The sequence below is a fragment of the Actomonas aquatica genome, assembly GCF_019679435.2.
In the GTDB taxonomy this organism is placed as follows: Bacteria; Verrucomicrobiota; Verrucomicrobiia; order Opitutales; family Opitutaceae; genus Actomonas; species Actomonas aquatica.
Genome location: NZ_CP139781.1, coordinates 53,857 through 77,990, shown reverse-complemented (window position 1 = coordinate 77,990; position 24,134 = coordinate 53,857). Strand labels below are relative to the sequence as shown.

Genomic DNA, 24,134 nt, shown 5'->3' with positions numbered 1-24,134 from the left:
CAACGGCAGAGGGGCAACCGCCATCACACTTGCCCCACCGCCCCGCGACCAGTCGTCCCGGGTCTATCAGTTAGAATTCATGGCGTTCCCCAGCTCCACAGATATCTCTGCCCGAAAATCGGCGGCGGGCGCGCCGGGCGATTTGCTAAGCTCCTCCCCATGAGCTACCACCTCGCGCCTGCGCCGATGCCTCCGCCGACCGAATCCGCCCTGCCTTCCCGCGACGCCATGATGCGCGCGTTCTACGCCCGCGACTCCGCGGCGGAGGGCATCTTCCTCGTCGGCGTGCACACCACCGGCATCTTCTGCCGACCCACCTGCGGGGCCCGCAAACCCAAGCCGGAGAATATCTCATTCTACGCCAACCCGTCCGAAGCTCTGCACGCCGGATTCCGTCCCTGCAAACTCTGCAAACCCATCGATCGCGAGCTGCCCCCACCGCCTCTCGTCATCCAATTGCGCGAAGCCGTCGAAGCCGACCCCACCGGCCGCATCACCGAAAAGGAACTCGCCGCCCGCGGCATCGATCCGTCCACCGCTCGCCGCCAGTTTCGCCGCTACTACGGCATGACTTTCCAAGCCTACGCCCGCGCCCGGCGCATGGGCCTCGCCCTGCGCGAGGTTGGTCACCACGGCAACGTGACCGAGGCCCAGTTTGCCCAAGGCTTCGAATCGGCCAGTGGCTTCCGCGAGGCCGTCCGCCGTCTATTCGGCGCCGCCCCCCGCGATGCCGCCGCCACGCGACGCGTGCTCTTCGCCGAACGCTTCACCACTCCACTCGGCCGCATGCTCGCGCTGGCCGACGACGAGGGGCTGCACGTGCTCGACTTCGTCGACCGCCGCGGACTCGAACGCAAACTCATCACCCTGCGCGAACGCCTCAAAGTCACCGTCGTGCCCGGTTCGCATCCGACACTCACCGCTGCCGCGTCCCAACTCGCTGAATACTTCGCCGGTCGCCGCACCACCTTCGACCTGCCGCTCGCGCCCACCGGCACGCCCTTCGAACAGGTCGCTTGGGCGCACCTGCGCACCATCGGTCCGGCCGAGACGCAGAGCTACAGTCAGATGGCCAGCGCCCTCGGTCGCCCGGGCGCGTCGCGCGCCGTCGGCCGCGCCAACGGCATGAACTACATCTCCATCATCATTCCCTGCCACCGCGTGATTGCAGCCGACGGCAAACTGACCGGCTACGGCGGTGGCCTTTGGCGCAAACAATGGCTGCTCGACCACGAGCGCCGTTTGGCCGTTTCTGCTCCGGCATGAGAACACAGGATTGGATTCGATTTACGCTCCTCAGCGCAATCTGGGGCGCGTCCTTCGTGTTCATCCGCATTTGCGCGCCCGTCCTCGGACCGGTGCTGACCGCCGCGGGGCGCGTAGGCATCGCCGGCCTCGTGCTGGTGTTCTACCTGCGCGCCATCCGCTTCGATGCGCGCTGGGCCGACTACAAGTGGAGCTACCTGAAAGTCGGCCTGCTCGGCAGCGGCATCCCCTTCATCTGCTACGCGATCGGCGCGCTGTGGTTGCCCGCGTCGCTGCTCTCCATCCTCAACGCCACCACCCCGCTGTTCGGCGCGCTCTTCGCCGCCATTTGGCTCGGGGAAGCCTTTGACCTGCGCCGCGGATTAGGCGTCTTCCTCGGCATCACCGGCGTCACTCTGGCCAACAAACTCGGCAACGTTGCGCTCACGCCGGTCGTGCTCGGAGCCATTGGCATCACCCTGATCGCGCCCTGTTGTTACGCGCTCAACGGCATCTACCTCAAACGGCGCGCCCCGCATCTGCCGCCGCAGGGCAACGCCGCCTTCAGCCAACTCATGGTCGCGCCGGTGTTGCTGCTCGGCCTGCCGTTCGCGCCGCCCACCGCGGTCCCGTCGCTCACCGTGATCGGTGCCCTGCTGGTGCTCGCCGTGCTTTCGAGCGCGGTCGCTTACTTGATCTTCTACCGGCTCATCGCCGACATCGGACCGACCCGCGTCACGACGGTCACCTTCGTGATCCCGGTCTTCGGCATGCTGTGGGGCTTCCTGCTACTCCACGAACGCATCACCAGCGGCATGTTGCTAGGCTGCGCCATCATGCTCGCCGGCACCTGGCTGGTGGTCGGACAAAAACGCGTCTGAGTGTAGCAGCGGCCGTGTCGGCCTCTCCACGGTGCCTCTCCGCCGCCATCATACGCAGCGCGAGCGAGCTCGCGGCCTACAGTGAGGGTTCGGACGCGCACTGTAGGCTGCGACCTTGGTCGCGCTCCGTTGCCTCTCGGTCTCCGCCGCTGTCGCCGAAGCTCGTCGATGTTCAGCGTGCGTCCAGCGCCTTCACGATCTCGCCGATCACCGTGGCTTCCCGCTGCACGGTTCCATCAGCGGCGGCAAGATCACGGCACAACTCCACAGCGAGCAAACGGCCCTCGGGAGACTGGAGGCGCTCGGCGGCAAAACTCAGAAAATCCTGCTTTTCCTTACCACCACCTCGTGCGACTCGGGCCGCGGCGATCGACCGCGACTCATAAACCGGGAAAGACAAATTGGCATCCCAGCCGATCACGTCGACGACATCGGCAATGAACTGACCTTCCTTCAGACTGATGTGTGAATCAGCGTAGAGGCACAGGTGCAGAAGATCGACGATGGCTTCGCGTTCCGATTGCGGGAGCGAAAGTGGGGCGGAGGATTTCTTTTGGAACAGCATGGTAACGAGTCCCAACAAACGCCGTTCGGCCCCTTACGGCAAGACGACGATCTTTCCAAACTGGCCGCCCTTTTCCATCAGATCAAACGCCGCCGCGGCGTCGCCGAGCGGGAAGGTCGCGCTCACTTGCGGTTTGATTTGATGCTCGGTGACAAAGGCCAGCATCGCCTGCCAGTCGTCGGGACTGCCCATCGTGGTGCCTAGCAGCGAGAGCTGTTTCCAAAACACCTTGCGCATCGGCAGCGTGTCAGGGTCGCCGCAGGTGGCGCCGAAAAACACAATGCGACCACCCGGCGCGGCGGCGTCGACCAAGTTTCCAAATCCCGCGCCGCCGGCGCTGTCGACAATCACATCGAAGGCCCCGGCCTCCAGCTCCGCCGCCTTCGGCCAGGTTTCGTCATTGTAGTTGAAGCCGCCCTTCGCGCCCAGCGCCTTGGCTTGGGCAATCTTATCGTTGCTGCTCGAGGTCACCCACACCTCCGCGCCGTCCGCCACCGCAAACTGCAGGGCAAACAGAGCCACGCCGCCACCGATGCCGTTGATCAAGACCCGCTCGCCCGCCTGCAGGTGCGCCCGTGAAAACAGGGCGCGGTAGGCGGTGAGTCCGGCCAAGGGCAAGGCCGCCGCTTCCTCAAAGGAGAGGTGCGCGGGTTTCGCCGCGAGTTGCGCGGCGGGAATGGCGATTTGTTGAGCAAGCGTGCCGTCGCGTGGCAGGCCCAAAATCTCAAAGGACTTGGCCTGCGCCGCCGGGCTGTCGCCCCAATTTAGACTCGGACAAAGGATCACCTCATCGCCGGGACGAAAGCCGACCTCCTCGCCGCCCGAAACCACCACGCCGGCACCGTCCGAGCCCGGAATGATCGGCCATTTGAGTCCGGCATATTTGCCCAGCTTGATCCACAGATCGCGGTGATTGAGGGCAGCCGCCTTGAGCTCGACCACAACCTCGCCCGCTTTCGGCGCGGGATCGGCGACTTCGCCCACTTGGAGTTCGTTTACGGAAGGAAACAGCGCAGCTCGCATGCCCACACCAGTGGTCACACTTGTTCGATCTCGCAAACCCGCAGGCCGGTTCCCTTTGCTGCGACCGTGCTCATCGCCCTCTACAAACCCTACGGGGTGCTTTCCCAGTTTACGCCCGAACCCGGTTCGCGGTGGAGCACCCTGGCGGACTTTGGCCTGCCGAGTCGGGTCTATCCATTGGGTCGGCTCGATGCGGACTCGGAGGGCCTGCTGCTGCTCAGCGACGAACCCGGCCTCAACACCCGCTTGCTCGATCCCAAGCGCGGTCATCGACGCGAATATTGGGCACAGGTGGAACGGATTCCCGATGCCGCCGCGCTGCGTCAGTTGGCCGCCGGGGTGAACATCCGCGGTCATCACACCGCGCCTTGTGAAGCGCGTTTATTGGATCCGGCCCCGACGCTGCCCCCGCGCGATCCGCCGGTGCGCTATCGCAAAAATGTGCCGGATGCTTGGATCTCGCTCGTGCTCACCGAGGGCAAAAACCGTCAGGTGCGCCGCATGACCGCCGCGGTGGATCACCCCACCCTGCGCCTGCACCGCGCCACCATCGGTCAGCTCGAACTGGCTAAACTCGCGCTCCAGCCGGGCGAGTGGCGCGGGCTGAACGACGCCGAACGTCGGCTGGTGTTCGCCTGAGCTATCGCGTCGGCCAGGGGCCCGTGATCGCCACGGTGTAACCGGGGTTTTGCACGTTCACGAACAAGGTGGAACCATCCGGCGAAAAACACGCGCCGGCCAGTTCGTGGCCCACGGTTGGGTTCTGTGCGACGACGTAATATTCGCCGGCCGGCGTGATGCCCACCACGCGGCACACGCCGCTGGTGTCTTCACACACAATCAGGTCGCCCCACGGCGCCACCGTGAGGTTGTCGCAGTTGGCCAAGAGCCCCGTGTCGTTGGGTTCGGCGAAAAGCTCGAGCGTGCCGGGCTGCGTTTTCTCCTGTTCGGTGCCTTCGTAGGGACTCGGCACGTATTTAAAGATCTGGCCCATGGTGTTCTGACCACCGTTGGTCATGGCGAAATAGCCCGCGCCGTCGCCCCACCACGCACCTTCGCCACGGGCAAACACCGCCGCGCCCGCCGCGCGACCGCGGTGGCGCAGGTCGAGCACCGGACTGTCGACATTCTCCAAATCGAGCCATTCCACCGCCAGCGGCTGGCCGATCGGGAAGCCCGGCGTGCCCGGCCAGTTGCGTGTATCCGCTTGGTTCATACCGGTGACCACCAGCGCCTGCAGCCGTCCACCGGCCGCGAGGTTGCCCGGCTCCTTCGGCAGGAAACGATAGAGCAAACCGTCGCCGAGGTCTTCCGTCTCGTAAATCGCACCGGAGGTCGGATCGACCGCGATCGCCTCGTGGCGGAAGCGACCCATCGCGCGCAGCGGCACGGGCTCGACCAGGCCCGGCTTGGCCGAGGGTTTCACTTCAAAATTGTAGCCGTGCCACTCCTCCTCGTCGGGCTCGCGTTCGCCATTCACTTCCTCGCAGGTCACCCAGGTGCCCCACGGGGTCGGACCGCCGGCGCAGTTGCGTTGCGTGCCGGCTAGCGACAGGTGGTGGCCCTTCAGGGTCTGGGTCTTCGTATCGAAAACCAGCGTCGTGGTGCCGCCAATACACGGCAGACGCCCATGGCCTTTGTCGTAAACGCGCGAGGCGTCCACGCGATCGAAGCGATGGTTGCCCTCACCATAGGGACTTACGTCGAGCCACGCGCTCTCGATCTCGTGGTTGCGCACCAGCAGCGTGGTGCCGTCTGGACCGGCAAAAGCGGCCATGCCGTCGTGTTTGCCCGGAACGAGCAGCCCGTCGTCCATCTCGTCACCGTGGAACGAAAAGGCGGTGTAGCGGAAACCTTCCGCCACGCGCATCAGGCCATCCGGGCTATCCTGCAGCGGACCAAAACCGGCCACCGAGCCCGCGCCTTCCAACGCCGCTCTGAGCGGACTGTTGACCAACGCGCGCAGCCCCAGAAAGGCCGCGGAATAAAGACCCGCACTACGGATAAACGCTCGACGTGATTTCACGCCGAAAACCTGCGCCGAAGATGGGCGAAGTCAAAGCTTCGCCATGCCTTCGACGCAGGGTATGAAGATTGTTAACCGGACCGTTACCGGCGCTCGATCACTTCGACGGCCGGGAAGCGCACCTTCGGCACCGCGGCGTATTTATCGTCGGCCGAACGGTAGCCCACCGCGCAGGCCACGCCCGTGGCGTAGTCGGTGCCGGTGAGGCCGAGAATCTCGTCAAACTTCGCCTTGTCGATGCCCTCCATCGGGCAGGTGTCGATGCCGAGCAGCGCGGCGGCGGTCATGAGCTGACCGAGCGCGATGTAGATCTGGTGCTCCTGCCAGGCATCCAGGAAACCCGCTTGGCGCGCACCCGCCAAGGAACCGGCGATGACCTTGCGGAACCCCGCCAGATCGTCGGGGGTGATGCCGCGGATTTCGGCCGTGCGCTCGATGAAGTGATCGAGGTGAGCGTCGTCGAGACCGCGGCGCACGGTAAAGACCACAAAGTGGGAGGCGTCGGCCGCTTGGGTCTGGCCGTAGGACGCCGGCACGAGCTGCGCCTTGATGGCCGGGTCTTCCACCACGATGAACTTCCACGGCTGCAGACCGTAGGACGAGGGCGCGAGGACGAGTGTTTCTTCGAGAGCGGCCCAGGTGGCGTCGTCGATCTTTTTGGCCGGATCAAACTGCTTGGTGGCGTAACGCCACTTGAGGGCGTCGAGGAGGGTTTCCTTGGTAATCGGATTCATGTTCGGTGTCGTTGGTTGCTGGATACGGAAAGACTGAGCACAGGGTCAGCTGCGGAACGGATAATCGGTATAACCCTCGGCACCACCACCGTAAAAGGTGTCGGGATTCGGCTCGGTGAGGGGCGCGCCTTCGATGAGGCGCTCGGCGAGATCGGGGTTGGCGATGTAGAGGCGTCCCCAGGACACCGCATCGGCTTCACCCGATTCGACGAGACCGGCACCTTGGTCGGGATCGATCGAGTCGTTGAGGATCACCGGACCACCGAAGGCCTCCTTCATCGCCGGCGCGAGGCGCGGACCGTCGAGGGTCTCGCGCAGGAAAATAAACGCCAAACCGCGACGACCGAGTTCCCGGGCCGCGTGCACGTAGGTTTCGGCCGGGTTGGAGTCGCTCATGCCATTATACGCGCCTCCCGGGCTGAGATGCACGCCGACACGATCGGCGCCCCAGACGTCGACCACCGCATCCGTCACCTCGAGGAGGAAGCGGGCGCGGTTCTCAACGGAGCCGCCGTAGTCGTCGGTGCGTTGGTTGGAGCCATCGGCGAGGAACTGATCGACGAGGTAGCCGTTGGCACCGTGGATTTCGACACCGTCAAAACCAGCGGCCTTCGCCCGCGCCGCACCGTCACGATAGGCTTGCACCACCTCGGGAATTTCGGAGCGCTCCAGCGCCCGCGGCACCTCGTAGGGTTTCATCGGACGGATCCCACTCACGTGGCCTTCCGGACGAATCGCCGAGGGCGCGACCGGTTGGGCGCCCTCGAGGTAATGCGGATCGGAGATGCGGCCGACATGCCAGAGCTGCAGGACGATGCGACCACCGCGCGCATGCACGGCCGCCGTGATCTTCTTCCACGCTTCCGTCTGCGCATCGTTCCAAATGCCCGGCGTGTCCGGATAACCGACGCCCATCGGAGTAACCGAGGTGGCTTCGGTCAGAATGAGGCCGGCCGAAGCCCGTTGCTCATAATAGGTGGCCGCCAAGTCGGCGGGCACCCGACCGGGGGCGGCGCGGCAACGCGTGAGCGGAGCCATAACCACACGGTTGGGCAGATTGAAGGCGCCGACCTGGAGAGGCGCGGCGAGAGCAGTTTGAGGAACGGGCATCAGCGGAGGGTTGAGAACAGTGAAGCGGGAATGGGAAATCTGACGGAGGAGCGGACGAGCGCGGCGCGATCAGGCCGTGGCGGCGCGGTCGATGCGCTGCAAGAGCGGGTCGAGCGCCTGCAAGCCGACGAGTTCGTCGACCTTTCGGCCGTCGCGGAAGAAGGCCAACGTGGGGATCGAGCGCACGCCATGCAGCATGGAAAGGCGCGGTTCGCGGTCGACGTCGACCTTAACGATCTTCACGGCCTCGCCGCGTTGGATGAGCGCCTCTTCGAGGACCGGTGCCATGGCCTTACACGGGCCGCACCATTCGGCCCAGAAGTCGACCACCACAAGGCGTTCGCGGGAGGCCTCGAGGACATCGTGTTCAAAGGTGGCGGCCGTTACGGCCGGGAGGAGTGTGGGGGTTTGGTTCATAATAGTTGACTAATCGTCTAGGTTTAGATTCGCGCAAGCGGTTCACGCAATTTTCCGACGATTAGAGGGCTCATCCCCTGCCCTAAATTCCCCAAACCCGTGCGCAGCGGGCATTAACCCCCTCGCCGCATCGATCAGGCCGTCACCGAAGACCGCACACCGAGATGCTCGCACATTTGGTCAGCCAGACCTTCCAATCGACTGAGATCGTCGTGCAGGCGCGCTTGGGCGATCATGCCCTCGAAGAAGGCCATCGCGCAGCGCGCCTTCTGAGTGGGATTGTTTGCCACCAAAAGTCCCAAGTCCTGCGCCTCCCGGATGGCCTGCTCCCAGTAACCGACCTTGAGGTCGAGAATCTCGCGCACTTTGTCGCGGATCGCCGAGTCTTGGTTGCAGATTTCCGAACCGAGCGAACACAGCGGACAGCCCAGGACGCGGCCGTATTGCTGCTTCATTTCGCGCTGAAAAATCAACGCTTGGTCGCAGCGGGCGCGAATGCGTTCAATTGGACCGCGGCTGGCGGCGAAATACTCTTCCAGTGCCCGCTTGTGTTCTTCCCACATACGGTCCAAGGCGCGCACGGCCAGTTCGGACTTGGAGCTGAAGTAGTAGTAAAAACTGCCTTTGCGGACGTCCGCCTTGCGACAGATATCATCCACCGACACGGCGCCGTAACTCTCCTCCCACATGAGAGAGAGTGCGGCGTCCATGAGACGTTGATCTGCGTTGCTGGTTCGGCCCATCTGGCGGGAAGCTACAAACCCCGCGCGCTCAATCAAGCCGAGCGACGACTTTCTTGTCACCGGTCCGTCACACCGTGCTTGCGTAAGTGCCGCCCCGCCAGGGTGCCGCAGAGGAACAACTGCGACGGGTGATAGATCATGATCGGCAGCAGGATGAGCCCCAGACCCGGGTGCGCGCCGAAGATGACCTTCGCTAGCGGCACCCCGGTCGCCAGACTCTTCTGGGCGCCGGTGATGGTGAACACGATGGCTTCTGCGGGCGCGAAGCGAAACACGCGCGCCAAGAGCACCGCGCCCCCCACTGCGACGAGCTGCAACACCATCACCCCCACCGCCGCCGCCACGAAGGTTTTCCAACCGTGCGACGACCAGAGATCGGCCTTCACCGAATTGCAGAACGCCGCGTAAACGATCACGAGGATGATCGCGTTCGCCGCGTTGTTGAGGCGTTTGCGATTGGCGTCGGCCCAAATCTCGGCGCCAAAACGGCGCACGATTTGCCCCACCGCCAGCGGCAGCAGCAGGAGGAAAAACAACTCCTGCAACACGTCGACGAGCGACAGGGTCTGACCGCTCGATTTCATCAGCCACGCCACCCACATCGGCGTCACAAACACGCCCAGCACGTTGGAAAGCACGGCGTTAAAAATAGCGGCCGGCACGTTGCCGCCAGCCACCGTGGCAAGCGCCACCGCCATCACGATCGTGGAGGGCAGCACGCACAGAAACAGGAAACCCAGCCGTAGATCCGGCGCGAGTTGGGCCCCCACCACTGCGTCGAAACCGAGGCCAATGAGCGGCACAATCAGGAACCCGAAAAGCTGCACCGCCAGATGCAGTTGCCACTGACTCGCGCCATCCTTGAGCGCCTTCGCCGGCAGAGTGAGTCCCTGCGAAAAGAACACAAAGGCCACCGCCAGCTTCGTCGTGATTTCCGTGCGCAGCAGACCTCCCTTCGCCCCAATATCCGGGAATACCCAGGCCAACGCCACCGCCAGGGGCATGCCGAGCATGAACCAGTTTTTAGCCACCCACTTTTTCATCATAGTCCTTTTGTATCCACGCGCGGCTTACGCCCACGCACCAAACGCAACAACTCGTCGCGTCCCTCCAACCGCAGGGTCCAAACCACCGCGGCATAAAGTCCCGCCCCTACCGGCACGCCCACCGCCAAGCGGCCAAAATCCGCCCACCAGGTCTGCGCGTCCGGCGCGATCCACTGCAGCCCGCCCCACAGCACCAGACCCATCGCGGCACTGCCGACGAGGATCTTCACCACGCTCGGCAACAGGGTCGCCACGCCCAGTTCGCGGCGCTGACGCGTGAGCGCGCGTTGCAGATAGACCGCCTGCGCCACGACCGCGAGGTTGCTCGCCAGCGCCAGTCCCATCGTCGAGAGCGGCCCCATCAGCAACAGGCTCAGACCGACATTGATCACAAAACTCAACACCGCCGCCTTCACCGGCGTGCGCGTGTCCTTCTCCGCGTAAAACGCGCGCAGCATCAGGTTGACGTAAGCGAAAAACGGTAGCCCCGCGGCGAACACCATCAGCACCGGCGCCATCGCCGTGGTATCAGCGCCGGTAAACTCCCCGCGTTGAAACAGCACCCGAATGATCGGCGAGGCCAGCACCACCATACCCGCCGCAGCCGGCACGTTGATCGCCAACACCAGGCGCATGCCGTGATGATACGCCGCCGCCAGTTTGCCCCATTCCCGCTTGGCCGCGTAACTGGAGATGAGCGGAAACACCACCGTCGACACCGCGATCGCAAACACGCCGATCGGCAGCTCAATCAGACGAGTCGCGAGATTGAGGATGGTCGCCGCCGCCTCGTTGAGCGACAGCCCGATCACCCGCGACACCGCGAGGTTGATCAAATACACCGCCGACCCCAGCACCGTCGGTCCCATCAACACCAGCACCGCCCGCACTGCCGGGCTCAGGCTCAGGTCCAACCGCGGCCGCCACCCTTCCCGCACCATCAGTGCTCCCGCCGGCACGGCCATCTGCAGAAATCCACCGACCAGCACCCCGCCGCACAACCAGCGCATGCGCGCCTCCCCTACCTCGATGCCCAGTCCCCACACCGCACCGCCCAACGCGCCAATGATGGCGAGATTGAGCCAGATCGGCGACAGCGCCGGTTCCAGAAAACGGTTCAGCGTTTGCAACGCCGCGCTGAACGCCGCCGCCAAACACACGAAGAACAGATACGGAAACAGGAACACGCCGATCTCCGCCGCCAGTCGCCAGCGCTCCACCGTCGCCGCGTTATCCACCACCCGCTCCAGCCACGACGCATCGGCGAGCCCGTGCAGTCCCAGCATGGATCCGCCCACGATCAGCAACGTTACCAGTCCCAGCCAACTTGCCACCTGATTCAGCAGCGCAAACGCCCCGGCCTTCTGCCGCGCCGCCAACTCATCGTTGAGGGTCGGCACCATCGCCGCCGTCAGCGCCCCCTCGCCCAGCAGCCGCCGAAACAGGTTGGGCAAGGTAAAGGCCGTCACGAAGGCCGACGCCAACGCACTTGTGCCAAACACCGCCGTCACCAACACGTCGCGCCCCAAGCCCAGCACCCGCGACACCATGGTCGCGGCGGAGACGATGCCGATGTTCTTCAGACTGCGGGACACCGCGCAGTTCTCGCCTGCCCCCCAAGGCCTTACAAGTGTGAACCCTGACCTGACCACGCTCGTGCCAGCGAACGTCCGTGAGTGCCATTGACGCCCGGCGACCGACAAACCACTTTCGCCGCGTCCATGCCTCTGCTCAATCGACTTGCGGCCAAACTACAACGGCACCCGAAACGCGTCGTCTTCCCTGAAGGCGCCGATGCCCGCATCATGCAAGCGGCTCGCCAATGGGTGACCCGCCGCCTCGGCGTGCCGATCCTCCTCGGCGATCGCACCGAAATGAAGCGTCTCGCGGTGCGACTCGACATCAACATCGAGGGCATGCGCCTGTTGGATCCCTCCCGGGCCGACGACTTTGAGGTGTTCGTGCACGAGTTTCACCAGATGCGCGCCGCCAAGGGCATGACCCTCGAGGCCGCCCGCGAAGCGATGAGCGACAACAGCACCTACGCCACCATGATGCTGTTGCACGCCCAAGCCGACGCCCTCGTTGGTGGCGCCACCCAGAGCGCGTCGAGCGCCCTGCGTCCCCTCTTCCAAATCATCCCGCGTCTGCCGCACGTGCGCACCGCCTCGTCGCTCATGATTCTGAGTTTCGACGAAAAACCGCTCGGCACCCACGGCGCCCTCTTTATGGCCGATTGCGGTGTCATTCCCGAGCCGACCGCCGACCAATTGGCCGACATCGCCATCTCCACCGGCATCATCGCGCATCACCTCACCAACGAGTCGCCCCGCATCGCCATGCTCAGCTTCGCCTCCCACGGCGCGGCCACCCACCCCTCGGTGCTGAAGATGCGTGAAGCCACCCGACTCGCCCGCGAGCGCGCGGCCGCCGCCAAACTCGACTTCGAGATCGATGGCGAAATCCAGGCCGACGCCGCCCTCGACGCCTACACCGCCAAGGCCAAACACGTGGAGTCTCCCGTCGCCGGCCGCGCCAACGTGCTGATCTTTCCCGATCTGAACAGCGGCAACATCGCCTTCAAACTCGTGCAACACATCGCCGGGGCCGCCACCTACGGTCAGATCGTGACCGGGCTGACCAAACCCGCCGCCGAGATCAGTCGTGGTTCCAGCGCCCACGACGTGTTTGGCGCCGCCGTCGTCTGCGGCCTTCAAGCAATCGACCGCGACCTCCTCTTCCCCAACTCCTGACTTTCCCGACGCTCATGTCTAGCAAGACACCTTCTCCGTCCACCAACCCCTTTAATCTGCCCGCTCTGCCGCTGCTGACCGCCCCGACCAACACGCAAACCGAACGCGTGTTTGTGGCCGCGACCCGCATGAACGACGGCAAGACCACCACCTGCCTCGGCCTCTTCGCCGCGCTGCAGGCCCACTTCCCGCGCGTCGGTTTCATCAAGCCCATCGGGCAACGTTTCGTGAAGGTCGAAGGCCGCCAGATCGATGAGGACTCCGTGCTCCTCGACACCATTTTTAAGGTGCGCGTGCCGATCGAGAGCATGAGCCCCGTCGCCATCGACGGCAGCTTCACCCGCCGCTATCTCACCGACCCGGCCGAAACCCTGCCCAAACTCGAAGACCAAATCTGCCGCGCCTTTGACCGCGTCTCCTGGGAAAAGGACTTCACCCTCATCGAGGGCACCGGCCATGCCGGCGTCGGCAGCGTGTTCGACCTGTCCAACGCCCGCGTCGCCAAGCTACTGAGGGCTAAAGCCATCCTGGTCTGCCCCGGAGGCATCGGCCGCCCCGTCGATGAAATTGCCCTCAATAAGGCGCTGTTCGACAAGGCCGGCGTCGAGGTGGTGGGCGCCATCCTCAACAAGGTCGAGGAAGACAAAATGGAAATGGTGCGCGACTACGCCGGTCGCGGTCTCGCTCGCCTCGGCGTGCCCTTGCTCGGCGTCCTGCCGATCCAGCCGGTGCTGTCCCATCCCAATCTCTCGCAGATCGCCGAACACATCAGTGCCCGTTGGCTCAACGCCGAAGCCGGCGCAGCCCGCGTGCGCGTCGAACGCCTCGTCGTCGGCGCCATGACCGCCAAAGGCATCGTTGAACACCTCGAGCGCGGCACCGTCATCATCACCCCCGGCGACCGTGACGACATCCTGCTCGCCGCCATCTCCGGCGCCCAGCTCGCGCCCGACGACACCATCGCCGGCATCATTCTCACCAACGACATCGAGCCGCACCCGAAGCTGAAGGAGCTCCTCTCCCGCACTCGCATTCCCGTGATGACCGCCTCCGGCGAGAGCTACACCGTGACCTCCAAAATCAACGGCATGACGGTGAAAACGCAGCCGGGCGACACCGACAAGATTCCGGTCATCAAACGTCTCGTCCAAGAGCACGTGGGCATCCCCAACCTGCTCGAAGCCATGAAGCGCTGAGCGCTGAGGCGCCGGCGCTCGTCCCGCTCCGCCTTCGGGCGACCTCAGCGCCGCTCCAGCTTCAGCACATTGCCCTCGACGGCGACTCGGCTGAGGCTCCCCCACGCCGCCGCCACATCCTCCGGAATCTCCTGAGCAGCGATCAAACGATCGTAGAAAAAGTCACCCACCACCGGCAGTCGCGCCACGTCGAGCGTGCCCACGTAGAGCTGCGCGGGTTTGAAAGCGTAAGCGCCTCCATCACGGACAAAACCGCCCCGCGCCTGCACCACCACATCGCGCGTCACTCCCGCCAGCGAAAACGTGCACGGCAAACCAAGTTGCAACTGGCCGTCGTCGATGCGGAAGTTCAGTCCCTTGGCGACAAACACCCCGGACTCTTCCTCCCCATCCGGCTTGGCCTGGGACGACGACATCCACGTGTTCAGCTCGTCCTCATTGAACTCGAGCTCAAACGCGCCCTGCTCCACCAGCACCTGCTTCTTGCGCAGCCATTGGCGTCCCAGCGAACTGCGACTGGAGCCCGTCACGTAGTATACTGTGCTCTCATCCGGCTCCTTCGGCAGCGAACGCACCTGCTCGACCGGCTGGGCCGCCAGATAACTCGCAGCGAGCACCGCGCCCAACACCACACTCAGCACCGCGCCGAGCGTGATCTCAAATAAACTGGGAGCGGCGGGTTTGGTGGAGCTGAGCATGAGACGGACGGGTTGAGGGTGGAATCAGGACGCCTTGGCGTCGGTCGATTTGGCGGCCGTGCCGGAATCCTTGGCCGACGACTTCTCACTGCCGCCGCTGGACTTGTTTTTGTAGTCGGTGATGTAGAAACCCGAGCCCTTGAAGATTAGCCCGGACCCGCCGCCAACAAGTCGCTTTAACGCGCGTTTCTTGCATTTCGGGCAGGTTTTCAGCGGCTCGTCCTTCATGGACTGAAACGCTTCAAATTCGTGTTCACACTTGGTGCAGACGTAGTCGTAGGTCGGCATGAGCGCTTAGGTGTCTAACCGGAGCAAAAAATCAAATCTTCACGCCACCGCGGCGCGTTTCTTCGATAAAGCGGAAGGAAGCGGCGTAGTAGGTCCAGCTGCACGCCCAGCCCACAAAAACGGTGAAGGTCATGAGCGGATAACCCGCCAGCACGAAGCCGATGAGCGCCAGGGTCGGCAGCACAAAACGACCGCGCGCCGCCCGCAGCATGGCGCCCAGCACCGGCAGCCGGAAGGCATCCCGATACTCCTCGCGCTTCTGGTATTGGTAAATGCCCGCCACCACCAACGGCCCCACGATGAGCACCGCCGGCACCATCGGGAGGTAAACAAAGGCACCGTAAGCCAGCAGACGCAGCGGCAGCGTGAACATCCAGGCGATCGCCAACGGCACCACGCCCAGCACCAAAAAGATCACAAACGCGGCGATCCCATCAAAAAACAGCCGGCGCCACTCCCCCCATTCCGGCAAAATGACCGAGTCACCCCGACGGGCGCGCTCAATCAACCCATACAGGTAGCCAAAGGCCAGGAAGTGCGCGATGGGCACCACCAGCAGCAGGGCTCCTACGATGCTCTTAATGAACCACGAGGAGTCCGCGAAAAGGCGTTTGCAAACGAGTTCTAGGGTCGGCATTGCGGCGGAAGCTAAGGTTGAGCCGGACCGTAGCGACGCCCTCATGGATGTCACAAACAAATTAAACTCTCTGGTCGCCCGCGTCGAAACGGGCCTCGATCAACATGTTCCGGCAGCGGACACGCGCCCTGCCCGCCTGCACGCCGCCATGCGCTACAGCCTGGAGGCCGGCGGCAAGCGCCTGCGCCCCGCCCTGCTGCTCTCCGCCGCCGAACTCGGCGGCCTGGACGGCGACGAGGCCCTGCCCGCCGCCGTCGCCATCGAGTGCCTGCACACGTATTCGCTCATCCACGACGACCTACCCTGCATGGACAACGACGACCTGCGCCGCGGCCGTCCCACCGTGCACAAGGCCTACGACGAAGCCACCGCCCTGCTCGCCGGCGACGCGCTGCTCACCCACGCCTTTGCCCTGCTTGCCGAGGCTTACGCCGATCGGCCCGCCCTCGCCCATGGCCTCATCCGCGAACTCGCCGCGACCGCGGGCAGCCGACGCCTGATCGGCGGTCAAATGGCCGACCTCGAGGGCGAAGCCAAAGGCGACGCCACGCCGGAGGAACTCGAATTCATCCACCTCAACAAAACTGCCGCCATGATCGAAACCGCCCTCGTGATGGGCGGACTCGTGGCCGGTTTTGACGTCGGGCAACTCGACCGCCTGCGCACCGCCGGCCGGCACCTCGGACTCGCTTTCCAAATCGTCGACGACGTCCTCGATGTCACCTCCGACACCGCCACCATGGGCAAAACCGTGGGCAAGGACGAAGCGACCGAGAAGACCACCTACGTGCGTATCCACGGCTTGGATGCGTCGCGTCGCTTCATCACCGAGCAAACCGACGCCGCCGTGGCCGCGTTCTCCGCCCTGCCCGGCGACAGCACCTTCCTGCAGACGCTCGCCCGTAACATGGCCAGCCGGGCAGCGTAGCTCCGCGGCCGATAGCGGTTCCATAGCCGCGGGCTAATTATAAACCCACGAGCTGCAACTTTGGCGTAAGCTGCCGGGTGATACCTTCAACATCACCTTTCACACCACTTTTGCCATGAACGCTCCCGTCAACGTCACGCCCGTCGAATCCTCCCATCGCCTGCTCAATATCCTGAGCCACGGCGCCTGGTTCCTCAGCGCGCCGATACTGATCCCGCTGGTCGTCTACCTCGTCACCAAGGACGACCACACCACCGTGCCGGCCCACGCCGCCGAGGCGTTCAACTTCCACCTCAGCTGGACGATCTGGTGCCTGCTCTGCGTGCCGCTCATCCTCCTTTTCGGCCTCGGTTCGCTCCTCATTTTCCTGCTCGGCATCGCCGCGTTCGTGCTCGTCATCATCGCCATCGTCAAAGCCGCCAACGACGAGCTCTACCGTTACCCGCTCACGATCCGTTTCTTCAACGTCTGAGCCGCGCCACGCCCTACCCGACGCTCAGGGTTCGCCGATCAACTCCACCAAACGACGAATCGCCGGGGTGCCGCGTCCGCGCTGGCGCAGCACATAAAAATCCCACGTCGCAAAGTCGTCGTTGAGTTTCACGAAGGTGATCCCGGGCGGCGAGGACCCTTCCACGTAGTCGGGCACAATACACGCCGCCGAGTCCCCCACCACCCGCATGAAGGTCTCGGTGACCTCGGACGTCTCCGCCACAAACCGGGCCTTAAATCCTGCCTTCGCGCAGAGCGAAGCTACCCAGGCATTGCGCCCCGGCACCGACGACTCCGCCACGCCGATGAACACATCGTGCTTCAGCTCCTCCAGCGAAATCGATTCGCGCTTCGCCGCCGGATGCTGCGACGGTAAAGCTGCGCACACCCCGATTCGACTGACCTTGCGGCGATAAAAATCATCGCCCACCGCCGCGCCTTCCTGGCCGATCAATGCGACGTCCAGCTCGCCCGCGCGCAGCGCCTTGAGCTGTTCCACCGGCGTCTGGTCGAAGAGCCAGAGTTTGATGTCGGGATACTCCTCGCGCAGCCGCGCCAGCGCAGGATTCAGGAAACGGTTGGCCGCCATGCCGAGGTAACCCACCCGCAACTGCGTGTGCCGTCCCTTCGCGTGCGCCGCCACTTCCGCCCACGCCTGATCATAGGCCCGCAGCACCGGCAGCATCATTTCGCGTAGCTTGAAACCCAGGTCCGTCGGCCGCACGCCCCAGGTGCCGCGCTCAAAAAGGGAGCCCCCCACCTCCTGCTCCAGCGCCTGAATCTGCCGCGACAGCGTCGGCTGCGCCACGCCCAGTCGAGCGGCCGCGCGGTTCACGCTGCCCTCTTCCATCACGGCAAAAAAGGTCCGCAGTGTCTTCATGGCGAGGGGGTATGCATGAACCGCATACCGGAAGCAATACCGGCGTATTAGGCACCACCGCGCCGCTCCGCTATGCTGGCAACGTTCAAACCAACCCTCCTCCCAACCCTCCCCTTTCCATCATGTCCTCCTCCACCACCGCCACGGCTTCAGCCCCCTCTTCCCTCAACGTTCCCGCCACCGGCTCGACGTTCTCGATCCTGCGTCAGGCGCTCTTCAACACCTCGGCCACCACCGCGCCGATCTTCCTCCGCCTCGCTCTCGCGGTCGTGCTCTTCCCGCACGGTGCCCAGAAGCTCCTCGGTTGGTTCGGGGGCTACGGCCTCGCCGGCACCATGAGCTTCTTCACCGAGCAGATGGGCATCCCCTACGTGCTCGCCCTCGGCGCGGTGCTCGTTGAGTTCTTCGGCCCGCTCCTCCTCCTGCTTGGCCTCGCCACCCGCCCGGCCGCGCTGGCCATCGGCGCCGTCATGAGCGTCGCCATGGTCACCGTCCAACTGCAGCACGGCTTCTTCATGAACTGGTATGGCAACCAAGCCGGTGAAGGCATCGAATACACCCTGCTGATGCTCGGCATCGTCCTCGCCCTGATCGTCTCCGGCGGCGGCCTCTTCTCCCTCGATCGCCTGATCGCCGCCCGCAACGCCCGCTAAAGGTCGTCCGATGCCGGCTTCGTCCTCAGCTCCCACCGTCTCCCTGCCGCTCGACGAAGCAGGCTCGGCCGCAGCGGCATCCTCTCGCCGCTGGGCCGACACCGCCCTCACCGCGCTCACACCCATGATCTGGGGTTCCACCTACCTCGTCACCACCGAGTGGCTACCCCCGGAGCGGCCTTTCACCGCCGCCTGCATTCGCACCCTGCCTGCCGGTCTCGCCTTGCTGCTTTGGCAAGGTCATCGCCTGCCACGGGGAGCCTGGCCGCGCCTCCTCCTGCTCGGCATCCTCAACATCGGCCTCTTTCAGGCCCTGCTCTTTGCCGCCGCCTACCGCCTGCCCGGAGGCATTGCCGCCATCCTCGGCGCCACCATGCCGCTGCTGGTGCTCGGGCTCACCTGGATCTTCGACCAACGCCGTCCGCCACTGCTGGCCCTCGGAGCCGGGTTGACCGCCGTGCTCGGGATGGCCGCCATTTTCGCCGGGCCGGCGACGAGCAATCTCGATCCGGTCGGGCTGCTGGCCGCGGCTGGCGGCACGGTCTGCCTCGCGCTCGGCACCTACCTGACCGGCCGCACCGCGGCCGGAACGCCGGCGGTGCCCCTGCTCACCTCCACCGGTTGGCAACTCACCTTCTCCGGACTGCTCTTGGCACCCGCCGCGTGGTGGCTCGAGGCCCCCATCGCCGAGCTGCAGGTCACGCACATCGTCGGCTACACCTACCTCTGCCTCGCCGGCGCGCTGCTGAGCTACCCGCTCTGGTTTCGCGGCATCCGTCGACTCTCCGCCAGCGCCGTGTCCGCACTTGGGCTGCTCAGTCCGCTCACCGCGTTGGTCCTCGGTTGGCTGGTGCTGGGCCAGGCTTTCAGCCCCACCCAACTCGCCGGCATGACCATCGTGCTGGCCGCCATTTTCACCCTCCAGTGGGCCCTGCGCCCGCAACGCTAAACACGCAACGCTCAATCCCATCCTCATCATGAATACGACCACCACATCCTCCCTCACCGACCTGCTCGAAACCCGCCGCACCGTCGGTCGTTTTATCCCCGATCGCCCGCTCCCCGAAGGCGTCGTCGAAAAGCTGATACACCTCGCCACCCGCGCGCCGACCGCCTTCAACCTGCAGAACTGGCGCTTCATCGCGGTCGAGTCCGACGCCGCCAAGGAACGCCTCCAGGCCGTCGCCTACGGCCAACCGCAGGTGCGCGATGCCTCCGTCACCTTCATTGTCTGCGGTCAGACCGAAGCCTACCGTCACCTCTTCGCCCGCCTGCAACCCGCGGTCGACGCCGGCATGATTCCGTCCGCCGTCCAACAGGGCTGGTCCGACATGGCGACGGCTTCCCACGAGAACAACCCGCAGTTGCAGCGCGACGAAGCCTTCCGTTCGGCCTCGCTCGCCGCCATGACCCTCATGCTCGCCGCCAACGAACTCGGATACGCCTCCGGGGCGCTGAGTGGCTTCGATCCGGCTGCGCTGGCCGAAGCCTTTGAACTGCCGGCGCATAACATCCCGGTCATGCTGGTCACCGTCGGTCACGCCGCGGAGCGCAACTGGCAACAGAAGCCGCGCCGCCCCCTCTCCGAAGTCCTGGAGCGCGTTTGAGCGCTCGGATTGACGCGGCCACGGTGCAGGGCAACGTGACGCCATGCCCATGCTCTGCATCGTGCCGCCCATGCCCGGCGCCAAACGCCGGTTCCGTCCCTTCGTCGATTTCGTGCACAGCTGCGGCTGGGACACGGAGTTTGTGCAAATCCACTGGGAAGGCCCGCATCCGCCCTTCGGCGTCACTTCCGTCTTCACGCAGGTGCGGGCGCAGACCGCCGGCAAGATCGTCATGGGCTTCTCGCTTGGCGCGCTCTACGCCCACCTCGGCGCGCTCGAGGCGCGGCACCTCATCCTCGGCTCGATCTCGCCCTTCTTTCTGGAGGACGACGACGAACCCGAGCGCTGGCTCATTTCCTATCGCGAGGGCAATGCCGCAACTCCGGCCGACGTGTTGGTCGGCGCCCGTGAGGACGAGCAAATGCACCGCCGCGCCGAAGCCGTGCGCGACTTCTACACCACCTGCGACTACACCAACGTGCCCGGCGCCGACCACGAACTGTGGCACCCCAACTACCTCGCCGCCATCCGCGAATGTTTGGAGCGGTTGAGCTGAACGGACCTTTGGAGACCGTCGACTTTGAGGCAACGCAGCGCGACCAAGGTCGCTGCCTACATTCCGGTTTCGACGTCTCATTGTAGGCTGCGACCTTGGTCGCGCTGCTTTGCCTCCCGGTGCTGTCGCCCGTCGTGACCGCCGACGCCCTCGTCGGCCCGATCCACTCCCGGCACGCACAAAAAAGCCCGGCCGTTTCGGGCCGGGCTTTGTGCAAAACGATTATCGTGACCGATCTCAGTTCGCCTTGGCGGCGGCGTTGATCAGGTCGACGAAGCTGCGGGCTTCGAGCGCCGCACCGCCGATGAGACCACCGTCGATGTCGGTCTGCGCGAGCAGCTCGGGCGCATTGGACGGCTTCATGGAGCCACCGTAGAGGATGCGCATCTTGCCGGCCACGGCCGGGGTGAAGAGCTTGCCCAGCAGATCGCGGATGAAGGCATGCACCTCCTGCGCTTGCTCGGTGGTCGCCACCTTGCCGGTGCCGATCGCCCAGACGGGCTCGTAAGCGATCACCACGCTGGTGGCCTGCTCCTTGGTAACGCCTTCGAGGCCAGCCTCGAGCTGGGTCTGCACGACCTTGAGGGTCGAGCCGGCTTCACGCTCGGCGAGGGTCTCACCCACGCAGAGGATGGGCTTGAGCTCGGCCTTGAGGGCGGCGGTGACCTTCTGGTTCACGAAGGCATCGGTGTCGCCGAAGTAGGTGCGACGCTCGGAGTGACCGAGGATGACGTAGCTGGCGAAGAGCGAGCGCAGCATCTCGGCGGAAACTTCACCCGTGTAAGCGCCGCTGCGCTCCGGGTGCATGTTTTGGGCGCCGAGCTTGATGCTGGAGCCATCGAGAGCCTTGCCGACGGACTCGAGGGAGGTGAACGGCGGGCACACGACGACGTCGACGTCGTTGCTGCGACCGACCTCGGCGACGATGTCCTTCACGAGGTCAGCGGCTTCGCCCGAGGTCTTGTTCATCTTCCAGTTACCGGCGATGAGTTTTTTACGGATCATAATATTAAAAAAGGTGTGGGTAGTGAGTAGCGAGTGGTGGGTAGAAAAAGGAGGCGAGAGGTAGCAGGAAGTGCGCTCGGGATGCTCGCTACTCGCTACTACCTACTCGCTACTTTGCGAGCTCTCAGCTCGAGAGGAACGCGACGCCCGGGAGGGTCTTGCCTTCGAGGAATTCGAGGGACGCGCCACCACCGGTGGAGCAGTGCGAGACCTTGTCGGCCACGCCAAACTTCTTGGCGGCCGTGGCGGTGTCGCCGCCGCCGACCACGGAGATCGCGCCGTTGGCGGTCGCTTCGGCAACGGCCTCGGCCTGGGCCTTGGTCGCACCGGCGAACTTCTCGAATTCAAACACACCGGCCGGGCCGTTCCAGATGATGGTCTTGGAGGAGAGGATGGCGGCCTTGTAGAGCTCGATCGACTTCGGACCGGCGTCGAGGCCCATCCAGCCGTCGGGGATGCCGGAGGCGTCGTCGGCGGGCTGCGTGTTGGCGTCGGGGCTGAAGCTGTCGGCGCAGACGTAGTCGACCGGGAAGATGAGCTCGACGCCCTTCTCCTTGGCCTTGGCGGAGAGTTCTTCGACGATCTCGGCGCCCTTTTCATCGTAGAGGCTGTCACCGATGGCCATGCCGTTGACCTTCTTCTTGAAGGTGTAGGACATGCCGCCGCCGATGATGATCTTGTCGGCCTTCTCCAGCAGGTTGGTGATGAGCGGAATCTTGTCGGCGATCTTGGCGCCACCGAGGATGGCGAGGAGCGGCTTCTCAGGGTTCTCGAGCACCTTGTTGAAGGCGTTGAGTTCCTTCTCCATCAGGAAGCCGGCGGCCTTTTCGGCCAGGGCCACACCGACCATGGAGGAGTGGGCGCGGTGGGCGGTGCCGAAGGCGTCGTTGACGTAGACCTCGCCCATCTTGGTGAGGCTGGCGCGGAAGGCTTCGACGGCGGCGGGATCGGCTTTGACCTTGTTGCCATCGGCGTCCTTGGCCTTGCCTTCTTCCTCGATGTGGAAGCGCAGGTTCTCAAGCAGCAGCACTTGGCCGGGCTGGAGGGCGGCCGCCTGGGCCTCGACCTCGGCACCGACACAATCGGCGGCAAACTGGACCTCGCGGCCGAGCAGCTTGGCCAACTCGTCGGCGACGGGCTTGAGGGTGAACTTCGGGTTCGCCTGACCATTCGGGCGACCGAGATGGCTCATGAGGACCACCGAAGCGCCGTTATCGAGGGCGTATTGGACGGTCGGGAGCGCGGCCACGATACGCTGGTTGTTGGTGATCTCACCAGTGGCCTTGTCTTGCGGGACGTTAAAATCGACGCGGATGAGCACGCGTTTGCCGGAAAGGTCGAGATCGCGAATGGATTTAAAGGCGGACATAAGAGGGAAAGTAGCGGGTAGCGGGTAGAGAGTAGCGGGTAGCAATCCGAAACGAGGGACTGGCGAGAGTCCCGAACGAAAAGAAAGCGAGTAACGGGGCGGCAGGAGCTTCGAAGGAATGCTCGCTACTCGCTACCCGCTACTCGCTACTTTTCAGCGGCGACGGAGGCGCCGGTTAGATCTCGGCGGCGATCTTCTTGGCGAGATCGACGACGCGGTTCGAGTAACCCCACTCGTTGTCATACCAGCTCACCAGCTTGAAGAACTTGCTGTTGAGCTCGATGGACGAGCCAGCGTCGTAGATCGACGAGAGCTTGTCGTGGATGAAGTCGGAGGAAGCGACCTCGTCCTCAGTGTAACCGAGGATGTCCTTGAGGTAGGTCTCGGACGCGGTCTTGAGGAGGGCGTTGATCTCCTTGAGGGAGGTCTCCTTGACGGTCTTCACGGTCAGGTCGACGGCGGAGACGGTCGGGGTCGGAACGCGGAAGGCCATGCCGGTGAGCTTGCCCTTCACCTCGGGGCAAACGAGGCCCACGGCCTTGGCGGCACCGGTGGTGGAGGGGATGATGTTCATCGCGGCGGCGCGGCCACCCTTCCAGTCCTTCTTGGAAGGACCGTCGACCGTCTTTTGGGTCGCGGTGTAGGAGTGGACGGTGGTCATGAGACCTTCCTCGATGCCAATGCCTTCCTTGAGGAGCACGTGCACGAGCGGCGCGAGGCAGTTCGTGGTGCAGGAGGCGTTGGAGATGAGGTTGGTGGTCTTGACGTCGAGGGAAGCGTCGTTGACGCCCATCACGATGGTGGCGACGTCGCCCTTACCCGGGGCGGAAATGATCACCTTCTTGGCGCCAGCGTCGATGTGACCCTGAGCCTTCTTGTCCTCGGTGAAGAGGCCGGTCGACTCGATCACGAGATCGACGCCGAGCTCGCCCCACGGGAGAGCGGCCGGACCCTCGCGAACGGCGAGAACCTTAATTTCCTTACCATTGACGACGAGCACGTCGTCTTCGGCGACGGCGTCAGAAGACTTCTTGCTGCTGACGGTGCCGTTGAAGCGACCCTGGGTAGAGTCATACTTCAGAAGGTAAGCGAGGTTGTCGGCGGGAACGAGGTCGTTCACGGCCACAACGTCGAGTGTATCGCCGAGCAGGCCCTGCTCAACGAGGGCGCGGAAGACCAAGCGCCCGATGCGGCCAAAACCATTGATGCCAACTTTTACTGCCATGGGTTTCTCCAGTGTAGTGGGTTATATGCTGTTTCAGGTTGAACCCGCATCCTGCGG

General features: G+C 64.4%; 27 protein-coding genes. 11 read left to right on the top strand and 16 right to left on the bottom strand.

Going from position 1 to position 24,134, the window contains the following annotated elements; all coding sequences use genetic code 11:
* Positions 1-159 precede the first annotated feature (159 nt).
* Together K1X11_RS00340 and K1X11_RS00335 are read left to right on the top strand one after the other, a co-directional pair.
* Entirely contained in the window at positions 160-1,266 is a 1,107-nt protein-coding gene (locus K1X11_RS00340) for a bifunctional transcriptional activator/DNA repair enzyme AdaA (RefSeq protein ID WP_221029122.1), read from the top strand.
* The gene (locus K1X11_RS00335) at positions 1,263-2,126 is read left to right on the top strand and encodes a DMT family transporter (protein ID WP_221029123.1); all 864 of its coding nucleotides are present in this window, start codon (positions 1,263-1,265) and stop codon (positions 2,124-2,126) included. Before K1X11_RS00340 ends, K1X11_RS00335 begins: the two co-directional genes overlap by 4 nt.
* Positions 2,127-2,298: 172 nt before the next feature.
* Here the strand turns inward: K1X11_RS00335 and K1X11_RS00330 are convergent, their stop codons facing one another.
* Together K1X11_RS00330 and K1X11_RS00325 are read right to left on the bottom strand one after the other, a co-directional pair.
* Positions 2,299-2,691, bottom strand: a complete 393-nt coding sequence (locus tag K1X11_RS00330) for a hypothetical protein (RefSeq protein WP_221029124.1) — start codon at positions 2,689-2,691, stop codon at positions 2,299-2,301.
* 33 nt (positions 2,692-2,724) lie between these two features.
* Positions 2,725-3,714: a quinone oxidoreductase family protein gene (locus K1X11_RS00325; protein ID WP_221029125.1), complete on the bottom strand. Its 990-nt coding sequence runs from the start codon at positions 3,712-3,714 to the stop codon at positions 2,725-2,727.
* A 66-nt stretch (positions 3,715-3,780) separates the two neighbouring features.
* Here K1X11_RS00325 and K1X11_RS00320 point away from each other — a divergent pair, with 66 nt between their 5' ends.
* Positions 3,781-4,353 carry a pseudouridine synthase gene (locus K1X11_RS00320; RefSeq protein WP_221029126.1) on the top strand — a complete coding sequence of 191 codons (573 nt, stop codon included), beginning with the start codon at positions 3,781-3,783 and terminating at the stop codon, positions 4,351-4,353.
* A 1-nt stretch (position 4,354) separates the two neighbouring features.
* On the opposite strand, the gene K1X11_RS00315 is transcribed toward K1X11_RS00320, so the two are convergent.
* From K1X11_RS00315 to murJ, 7 genes are all read right to left on the bottom strand, one after another.
* Positions 4,355-5,740, bottom strand: coding sequence for an alkaline phosphatase PhoX (locus K1X11_RS00315; protein WP_221029127.1), 1,386 nt, complete (start codon positions 5,738-5,740; stop codon positions 4,355-4,357).
* Positions 5,741-5,823: 83 nt separating this feature from the next.
* Positions 5,824-6,474, bottom strand: coding sequence for an NAD(P)H-dependent oxidoreductase (locus K1X11_RS00310; protein WP_221029128.1), 651 nt, complete (start codon positions 6,472-6,474; stop codon positions 5,824-5,826).
* A gap of 45 nt (positions 6,475-6,519) precedes the next feature.
* Entirely contained in the window at positions 6,520-7,584 is a 1,065-nt protein-coding gene (locus K1X11_RS00305; protein ID WP_221029129.1) for an alkene reductase, read from the bottom strand.
* Between the two features lie 69 nt (positions 7,585-7,653).
* Complete coding sequence (gene trxA, locus K1X11_RS00300) at positions 7,654-8,001, bottom strand: thioredoxin (RefSeq protein WP_221029130.1); 348 nt, start codon at positions 7,999-8,001, stop codon at positions 7,654-7,656.
* A 134-nt stretch (positions 8,002-8,135) separates the two neighbouring features.
* The gene (locus K1X11_RS00295) at positions 8,136-8,711 is read right to left on the bottom strand and encodes a TetR/AcrR family transcriptional regulator (protein ID WP_221029131.1); all 576 of its coding nucleotides are present in this window, start codon (positions 8,709-8,711) and stop codon (positions 8,136-8,138) included.
* A gap of 89 nt (positions 8,712-8,800) precedes the next feature.
* Positions 8,801-9,757 carry a bile acid:sodium symporter family protein gene (locus K1X11_RS00290; RefSeq protein WP_221029132.1) on the bottom strand — a complete coding sequence of 319 codons (957 nt, stop codon included), beginning with the start codon at positions 9,755-9,757 and terminating at the stop codon, positions 8,801-8,803.
* 29 nt (positions 9,758-9,786) lie between these two features.
* Entirely contained in the window at positions 9,787-11,385 is a 1,599-nt protein-coding gene (gene murJ, locus K1X11_RS00285; protein ID WP_221029133.1) for a murein biosynthesis integral membrane protein MurJ, read from the bottom strand.
* A 126-nt stretch (positions 11,386-11,511) separates the two neighbouring features.
* On the opposite strand from murJ, the gene K1X11_RS00280 reads away from it, so the two are divergent.
* Both K1X11_RS00280 and K1X11_RS00275 read left to right on the top strand, forming a co-directional pair.
* Positions 11,512-12,543, top strand: a complete 1,032-nt coding sequence (locus tag K1X11_RS00280) for a phosphate acyltransferase (RefSeq protein ID WP_221029134.1) — start codon at positions 11,512-11,514, stop codon at positions 12,541-12,543.
* A gap of 14 nt (positions 12,544-12,557) precedes the next feature.
* The gene (locus K1X11_RS00275) at positions 12,558-13,739 is read left to right on the top strand and encodes a phosphotransacetylase family protein (protein ID WP_221029135.1); all 1,182 of its coding nucleotides are present in this window, start codon (positions 12,558-12,560) and stop codon (positions 13,737-13,739) included.
* Positions 13,740-13,783: 44 nt separating this feature from the next.
* Here K1X11_RS00275 and K1X11_RS00270 read toward each other — a convergent pair whose 3' ends face one another.
* From K1X11_RS00270 to K1X11_RS00260, 3 genes are read right to left on the bottom strand one after another with little or no spacing between them, the layout of a single operon-like run.
* Complete coding sequence (locus K1X11_RS00270) at positions 13,784-14,437, bottom strand: hypothetical protein (RefSeq protein WP_221029136.1); 654 nt, start codon at positions 14,435-14,437, stop codon at positions 13,784-13,786.
* Between the two features lie 24 nt (positions 14,438-14,461).
* The gene (locus tag K1X11_RS00265) at positions 14,462-14,725 is read right to left on the bottom strand and encodes an FmdB family zinc ribbon protein (protein ID WP_221029137.1); all 264 of its coding nucleotides are present in this window, start codon (positions 14,723-14,725) and stop codon (positions 14,462-14,464) included.
* A 31-nt stretch (positions 14,726-14,756) separates the two neighbouring features.
* Positions 14,757-15,362 carry a DUF4013 domain-containing protein gene (locus K1X11_RS00260; RefSeq protein ID WP_221029138.1) on the bottom strand — a complete coding sequence of 202 codons (606 nt, stop codon included), beginning with the start codon at positions 15,360-15,362 and terminating at the stop codon, positions 14,757-14,759.
* Positions 15,363-15,405: 43 nt separating this feature from the next.
* On the opposite strand from K1X11_RS00260, the gene K1X11_RS00255 reads away from it, so the two are divergent.
* The gene (locus K1X11_RS00255) at positions 15,406-16,290 is read left to right on the top strand and encodes a polyprenyl synthetase family protein (protein ID WP_221029139.1); all 885 of its coding nucleotides are present in this window, start codon (positions 15,406-15,408) and stop codon (positions 16,288-16,290) included.
* 115 nt (positions 16,291-16,405) lie between these two features.
* Positions 16,406-16,762 (top strand): DUF4870 domain-containing protein, encoded by a 357-nt coding sequence (locus K1X11_RS00250; RefSeq protein ID WP_221029140.1) that lies wholly within the window; start codon positions 16,406-16,408, stop codon positions 16,760-16,762.
* Between the two features lie 24 nt (positions 16,763-16,786).
* On the opposite strand, the gene K1X11_RS00245 is transcribed toward K1X11_RS00250, so the two are convergent.
* A complete protein-coding gene (locus K1X11_RS00245) occupies positions 16,787-17,662 on the bottom strand; it encodes a LysR family transcriptional regulator (protein ID WP_221029141.1) in 876 nt (291 codons plus the stop codon).
* A 122-nt stretch (positions 17,663-17,784) separates the two neighbouring features.
* Here K1X11_RS00245 and K1X11_RS00240 point away from each other — a divergent pair, with 122 nt between their 5' ends.
* Genes K1X11_RS00240 through K1X11_RS00225 form a run of 4 tightly spaced genes read left to right on the top strand, consistent with a single transcriptional unit; the run spans position 17,785 to position 20,478 of the window.
* Positions 17,785-18,315 carry a DoxX family protein gene (locus K1X11_RS00240; RefSeq protein ID WP_221029142.1) on the top strand — a complete coding sequence of 177 codons (531 nt, stop codon included), beginning with the start codon at positions 17,785-17,787 and terminating at the stop codon, positions 18,313-18,315.
* 10 nt (positions 18,316-18,325) lie between these two features.
* Positions 18,326-19,264: an EamA family transporter gene (locus K1X11_RS00235; RefSeq protein ID WP_221029143.1), complete on the top strand. Its 939-nt coding sequence runs from the start codon at positions 18,326-18,328 to the stop codon at positions 19,262-19,264.
* Between the two features lie 28 nt (positions 19,265-19,292).
* The gene (locus tag K1X11_RS00230) at positions 19,293-19,922 is read left to right on the top strand and encodes a nitroreductase family protein (protein WP_221029144.1); all 630 of its coding nucleotides are present in this window, start codon (positions 19,293-19,295) and stop codon (positions 19,920-19,922) included.
* A gap of 43 nt (positions 19,923-19,965) precedes the next feature.
* Positions 19,966-20,478, top strand: coding sequence for an alpha/beta fold hydrolase (locus K1X11_RS00225; protein ID WP_221029145.1), 513 nt, complete (start codon positions 19,966-19,968; stop codon positions 20,476-20,478).
* Positions 20,479-20,715: 237 nt separating this feature from the next.
* On the opposite strand, the gene tpiA is transcribed toward K1X11_RS00225, so the two are convergent.
* The 3 genes from tpiA to gap form a co-directional block, all read right to left on the bottom strand.
* Positions 20,716-21,483, bottom strand: coding sequence for a triose-phosphate isomerase (gene tpiA / locus K1X11_RS00220; protein WP_221029146.1), 768 nt, complete (start codon positions 21,481-21,483; stop codon positions 20,716-20,718).
* 124 nt (positions 21,484-21,607) lie between these two features.
* Positions 21,608-22,852, bottom strand: coding sequence for a phosphoglycerate kinase (pgk, locus tag K1X11_RS00215; RefSeq protein WP_221029147.1), 1,245 nt, complete (start codon positions 22,850-22,852; stop codon positions 21,608-21,610).
* A 175-nt stretch (positions 22,853-23,027) separates the two neighbouring features.
* A complete protein-coding gene (gap, locus tag K1X11_RS00210) occupies positions 23,028-24,077 on the bottom strand; it encodes a type I glyceraldehyde-3-phosphate dehydrogenase (protein ID WP_221029148.1) in 1,050 nt (349 codons plus the stop codon).
* Positions 24,078-24,134: the final 57 nt, after the last annotated feature.

Excerpts from the sequence above, each read along its gene's own strand:
- K1X11_RS00250 (WP_221029140.1), top strand. The coding sequence starts at position 16,406 with ATGAACGCTCCCGTCAACGTCACGCCCGTCGAATCCTCCCATCGCCTG.
- K1X11_RS00340 (WP_221029122.1), top strand. The coding sequence starts at position 160 with ATGAGCTACCACCTCGCGCCTGCGCCGATGCCTCCGCCGACCGAATCC.
- K1X11_RS00290 (WP_221029132.1), bottom strand. The coding sequence starts at position 9,757 with ATGCTCGGCATGCCCCTGGCGGTGGCGTTGGCCTGGGTATTCCCGGAT.
- K1X11_RS00275 (WP_221029135.1), top strand. The coding sequence starts at position 12,558 with ATGTCTAGCAAGACACCTTCTCCGTCCACCAACCCCTTTAATCTGCCC.
- K1X11_RS00255 (WP_221029139.1), top strand. The coding sequence starts at position 15,406 with ATGGATGTCACAAACAAATTAAACTCTCTGGTCGCCCGCGTCGAAACG.
- pgk (WP_221029147.1), bottom strand. The coding sequence starts at position 22,852 with ATGTCCGCCTTTAAATCCATTCGCGATCTCGACCTTTCCGGCAAACGC.
- K1X11_RS00270 (WP_221029136.1), bottom strand. The coding sequence starts at position 14,437 with ATGCTCAGCTCCACCAAACCCGCCGCTCCCAGTTTATTTGAGATCACG.
- K1X11_RS00295 (WP_221029131.1), bottom strand. The coding sequence starts at position 8,711 with ATGGACGCCGCACTCTCTCTCATGTGGGAGGAGAGTTACGGCGCCGTG.
- tpiA (WP_221029146.1), bottom strand. The coding sequence starts at position 21,483 with ATGATCCGTAAAAAACTCATCGCCGGTAACTGGAAGATGAACAAGACC.
- K1X11_RS00335 (WP_221029123.1), top strand. The coding sequence starts at position 1,263 with ATGAGAACACAGGATTGGATTCGATTTACGCTCCTCAGCGCAATCTGG.
- K1X11_RS00305 (WP_221029129.1), bottom strand. The coding sequence starts at position 7,584 with ATGCCCGTTCCTCAAACTGCTCTCGCCGCGCCTCTCCAGGTCGGCGCC.
- K1X11_RS00260 (WP_221029138.1), bottom strand. The coding sequence starts at position 15,362 with ATGCCGACCCTAGAACTCGTTTGCAAACGCCTTTTCGCGGACTCCTCG.
- K1X11_RS00245 (WP_221029141.1), bottom strand. The coding sequence starts at position 17,662 with ATGAAGACACTGCGGACCTTTTTTGCCGTGATGGAAGAGGGCAGCGTG.
- K1X11_RS00325 (WP_221029125.1), bottom strand. The coding sequence starts at position 3,714 with ATGCGAGCTGCGCTGTTTCCTTCCGTAAACGAACTCCAAGTGGGCGAA.
- K1X11_RS00330 (WP_221029124.1), bottom strand. The coding sequence starts at position 2,691 with ATGCTGTTCCAAAAGAAATCCTCCGCCCCACTTTCGCTCCCGCAATCG.
- K1X11_RS00240 (WP_221029142.1), top strand. The coding sequence starts at position 17,785 with ATGTCCTCCTCCACCACCGCCACGGCTTCAGCCCCCTCTTCCCTCAAC.
- K1X11_RS00265 (WP_221029137.1), bottom strand. The coding sequence starts at position 14,725 with ATGCCGACCTACGACTACGTCTGCACCAAGTGTGAACACGAATTTGAA.
- K1X11_RS00235 (WP_221029143.1), top strand. The coding sequence starts at position 18,326 with ATGCCGGCTTCGTCCTCAGCTCCCACCGTCTCCCTGCCGCTCGACGAA.
- K1X11_RS00230 (WP_221029144.1), top strand. The coding sequence starts at position 19,293 with ATGAATACGACCACCACATCCTCCCTCACCGACCTGCTCGAAACCCGC.
- K1X11_RS00310 (WP_221029128.1), bottom strand. The coding sequence starts at position 6,474 with ATGAATCCGATTACCAAGGAAACCCTCCTCGACGCCCTCAAGTGGCGT.
- K1X11_RS00280 (WP_221029134.1), top strand. The coding sequence starts at position 11,512 with ATGCCTCTGCTCAATCGACTTGCGGCCAAACTACAACGGCACCCGAAA.
- gap (WP_221029148.1), bottom strand. The coding sequence starts at position 24,077 with ATGGCAGTAAAAGTTGGCATCAATGGTTTTGGCCGCATCGGGCGCTTG.
- K1X11_RS00225 (WP_221029145.1), top strand. The coding sequence starts at position 19,966 with ATGCCCATGCTCTGCATCGTGCCGCCCATGCCCGGCGCCAAACGCCGG.
- trxA (WP_221029130.1), bottom strand. The coding sequence starts at position 8,001 with ATGAACCAAACCCCCACACTCCTCCCGGCCGTAACGGCCGCCACCTTT.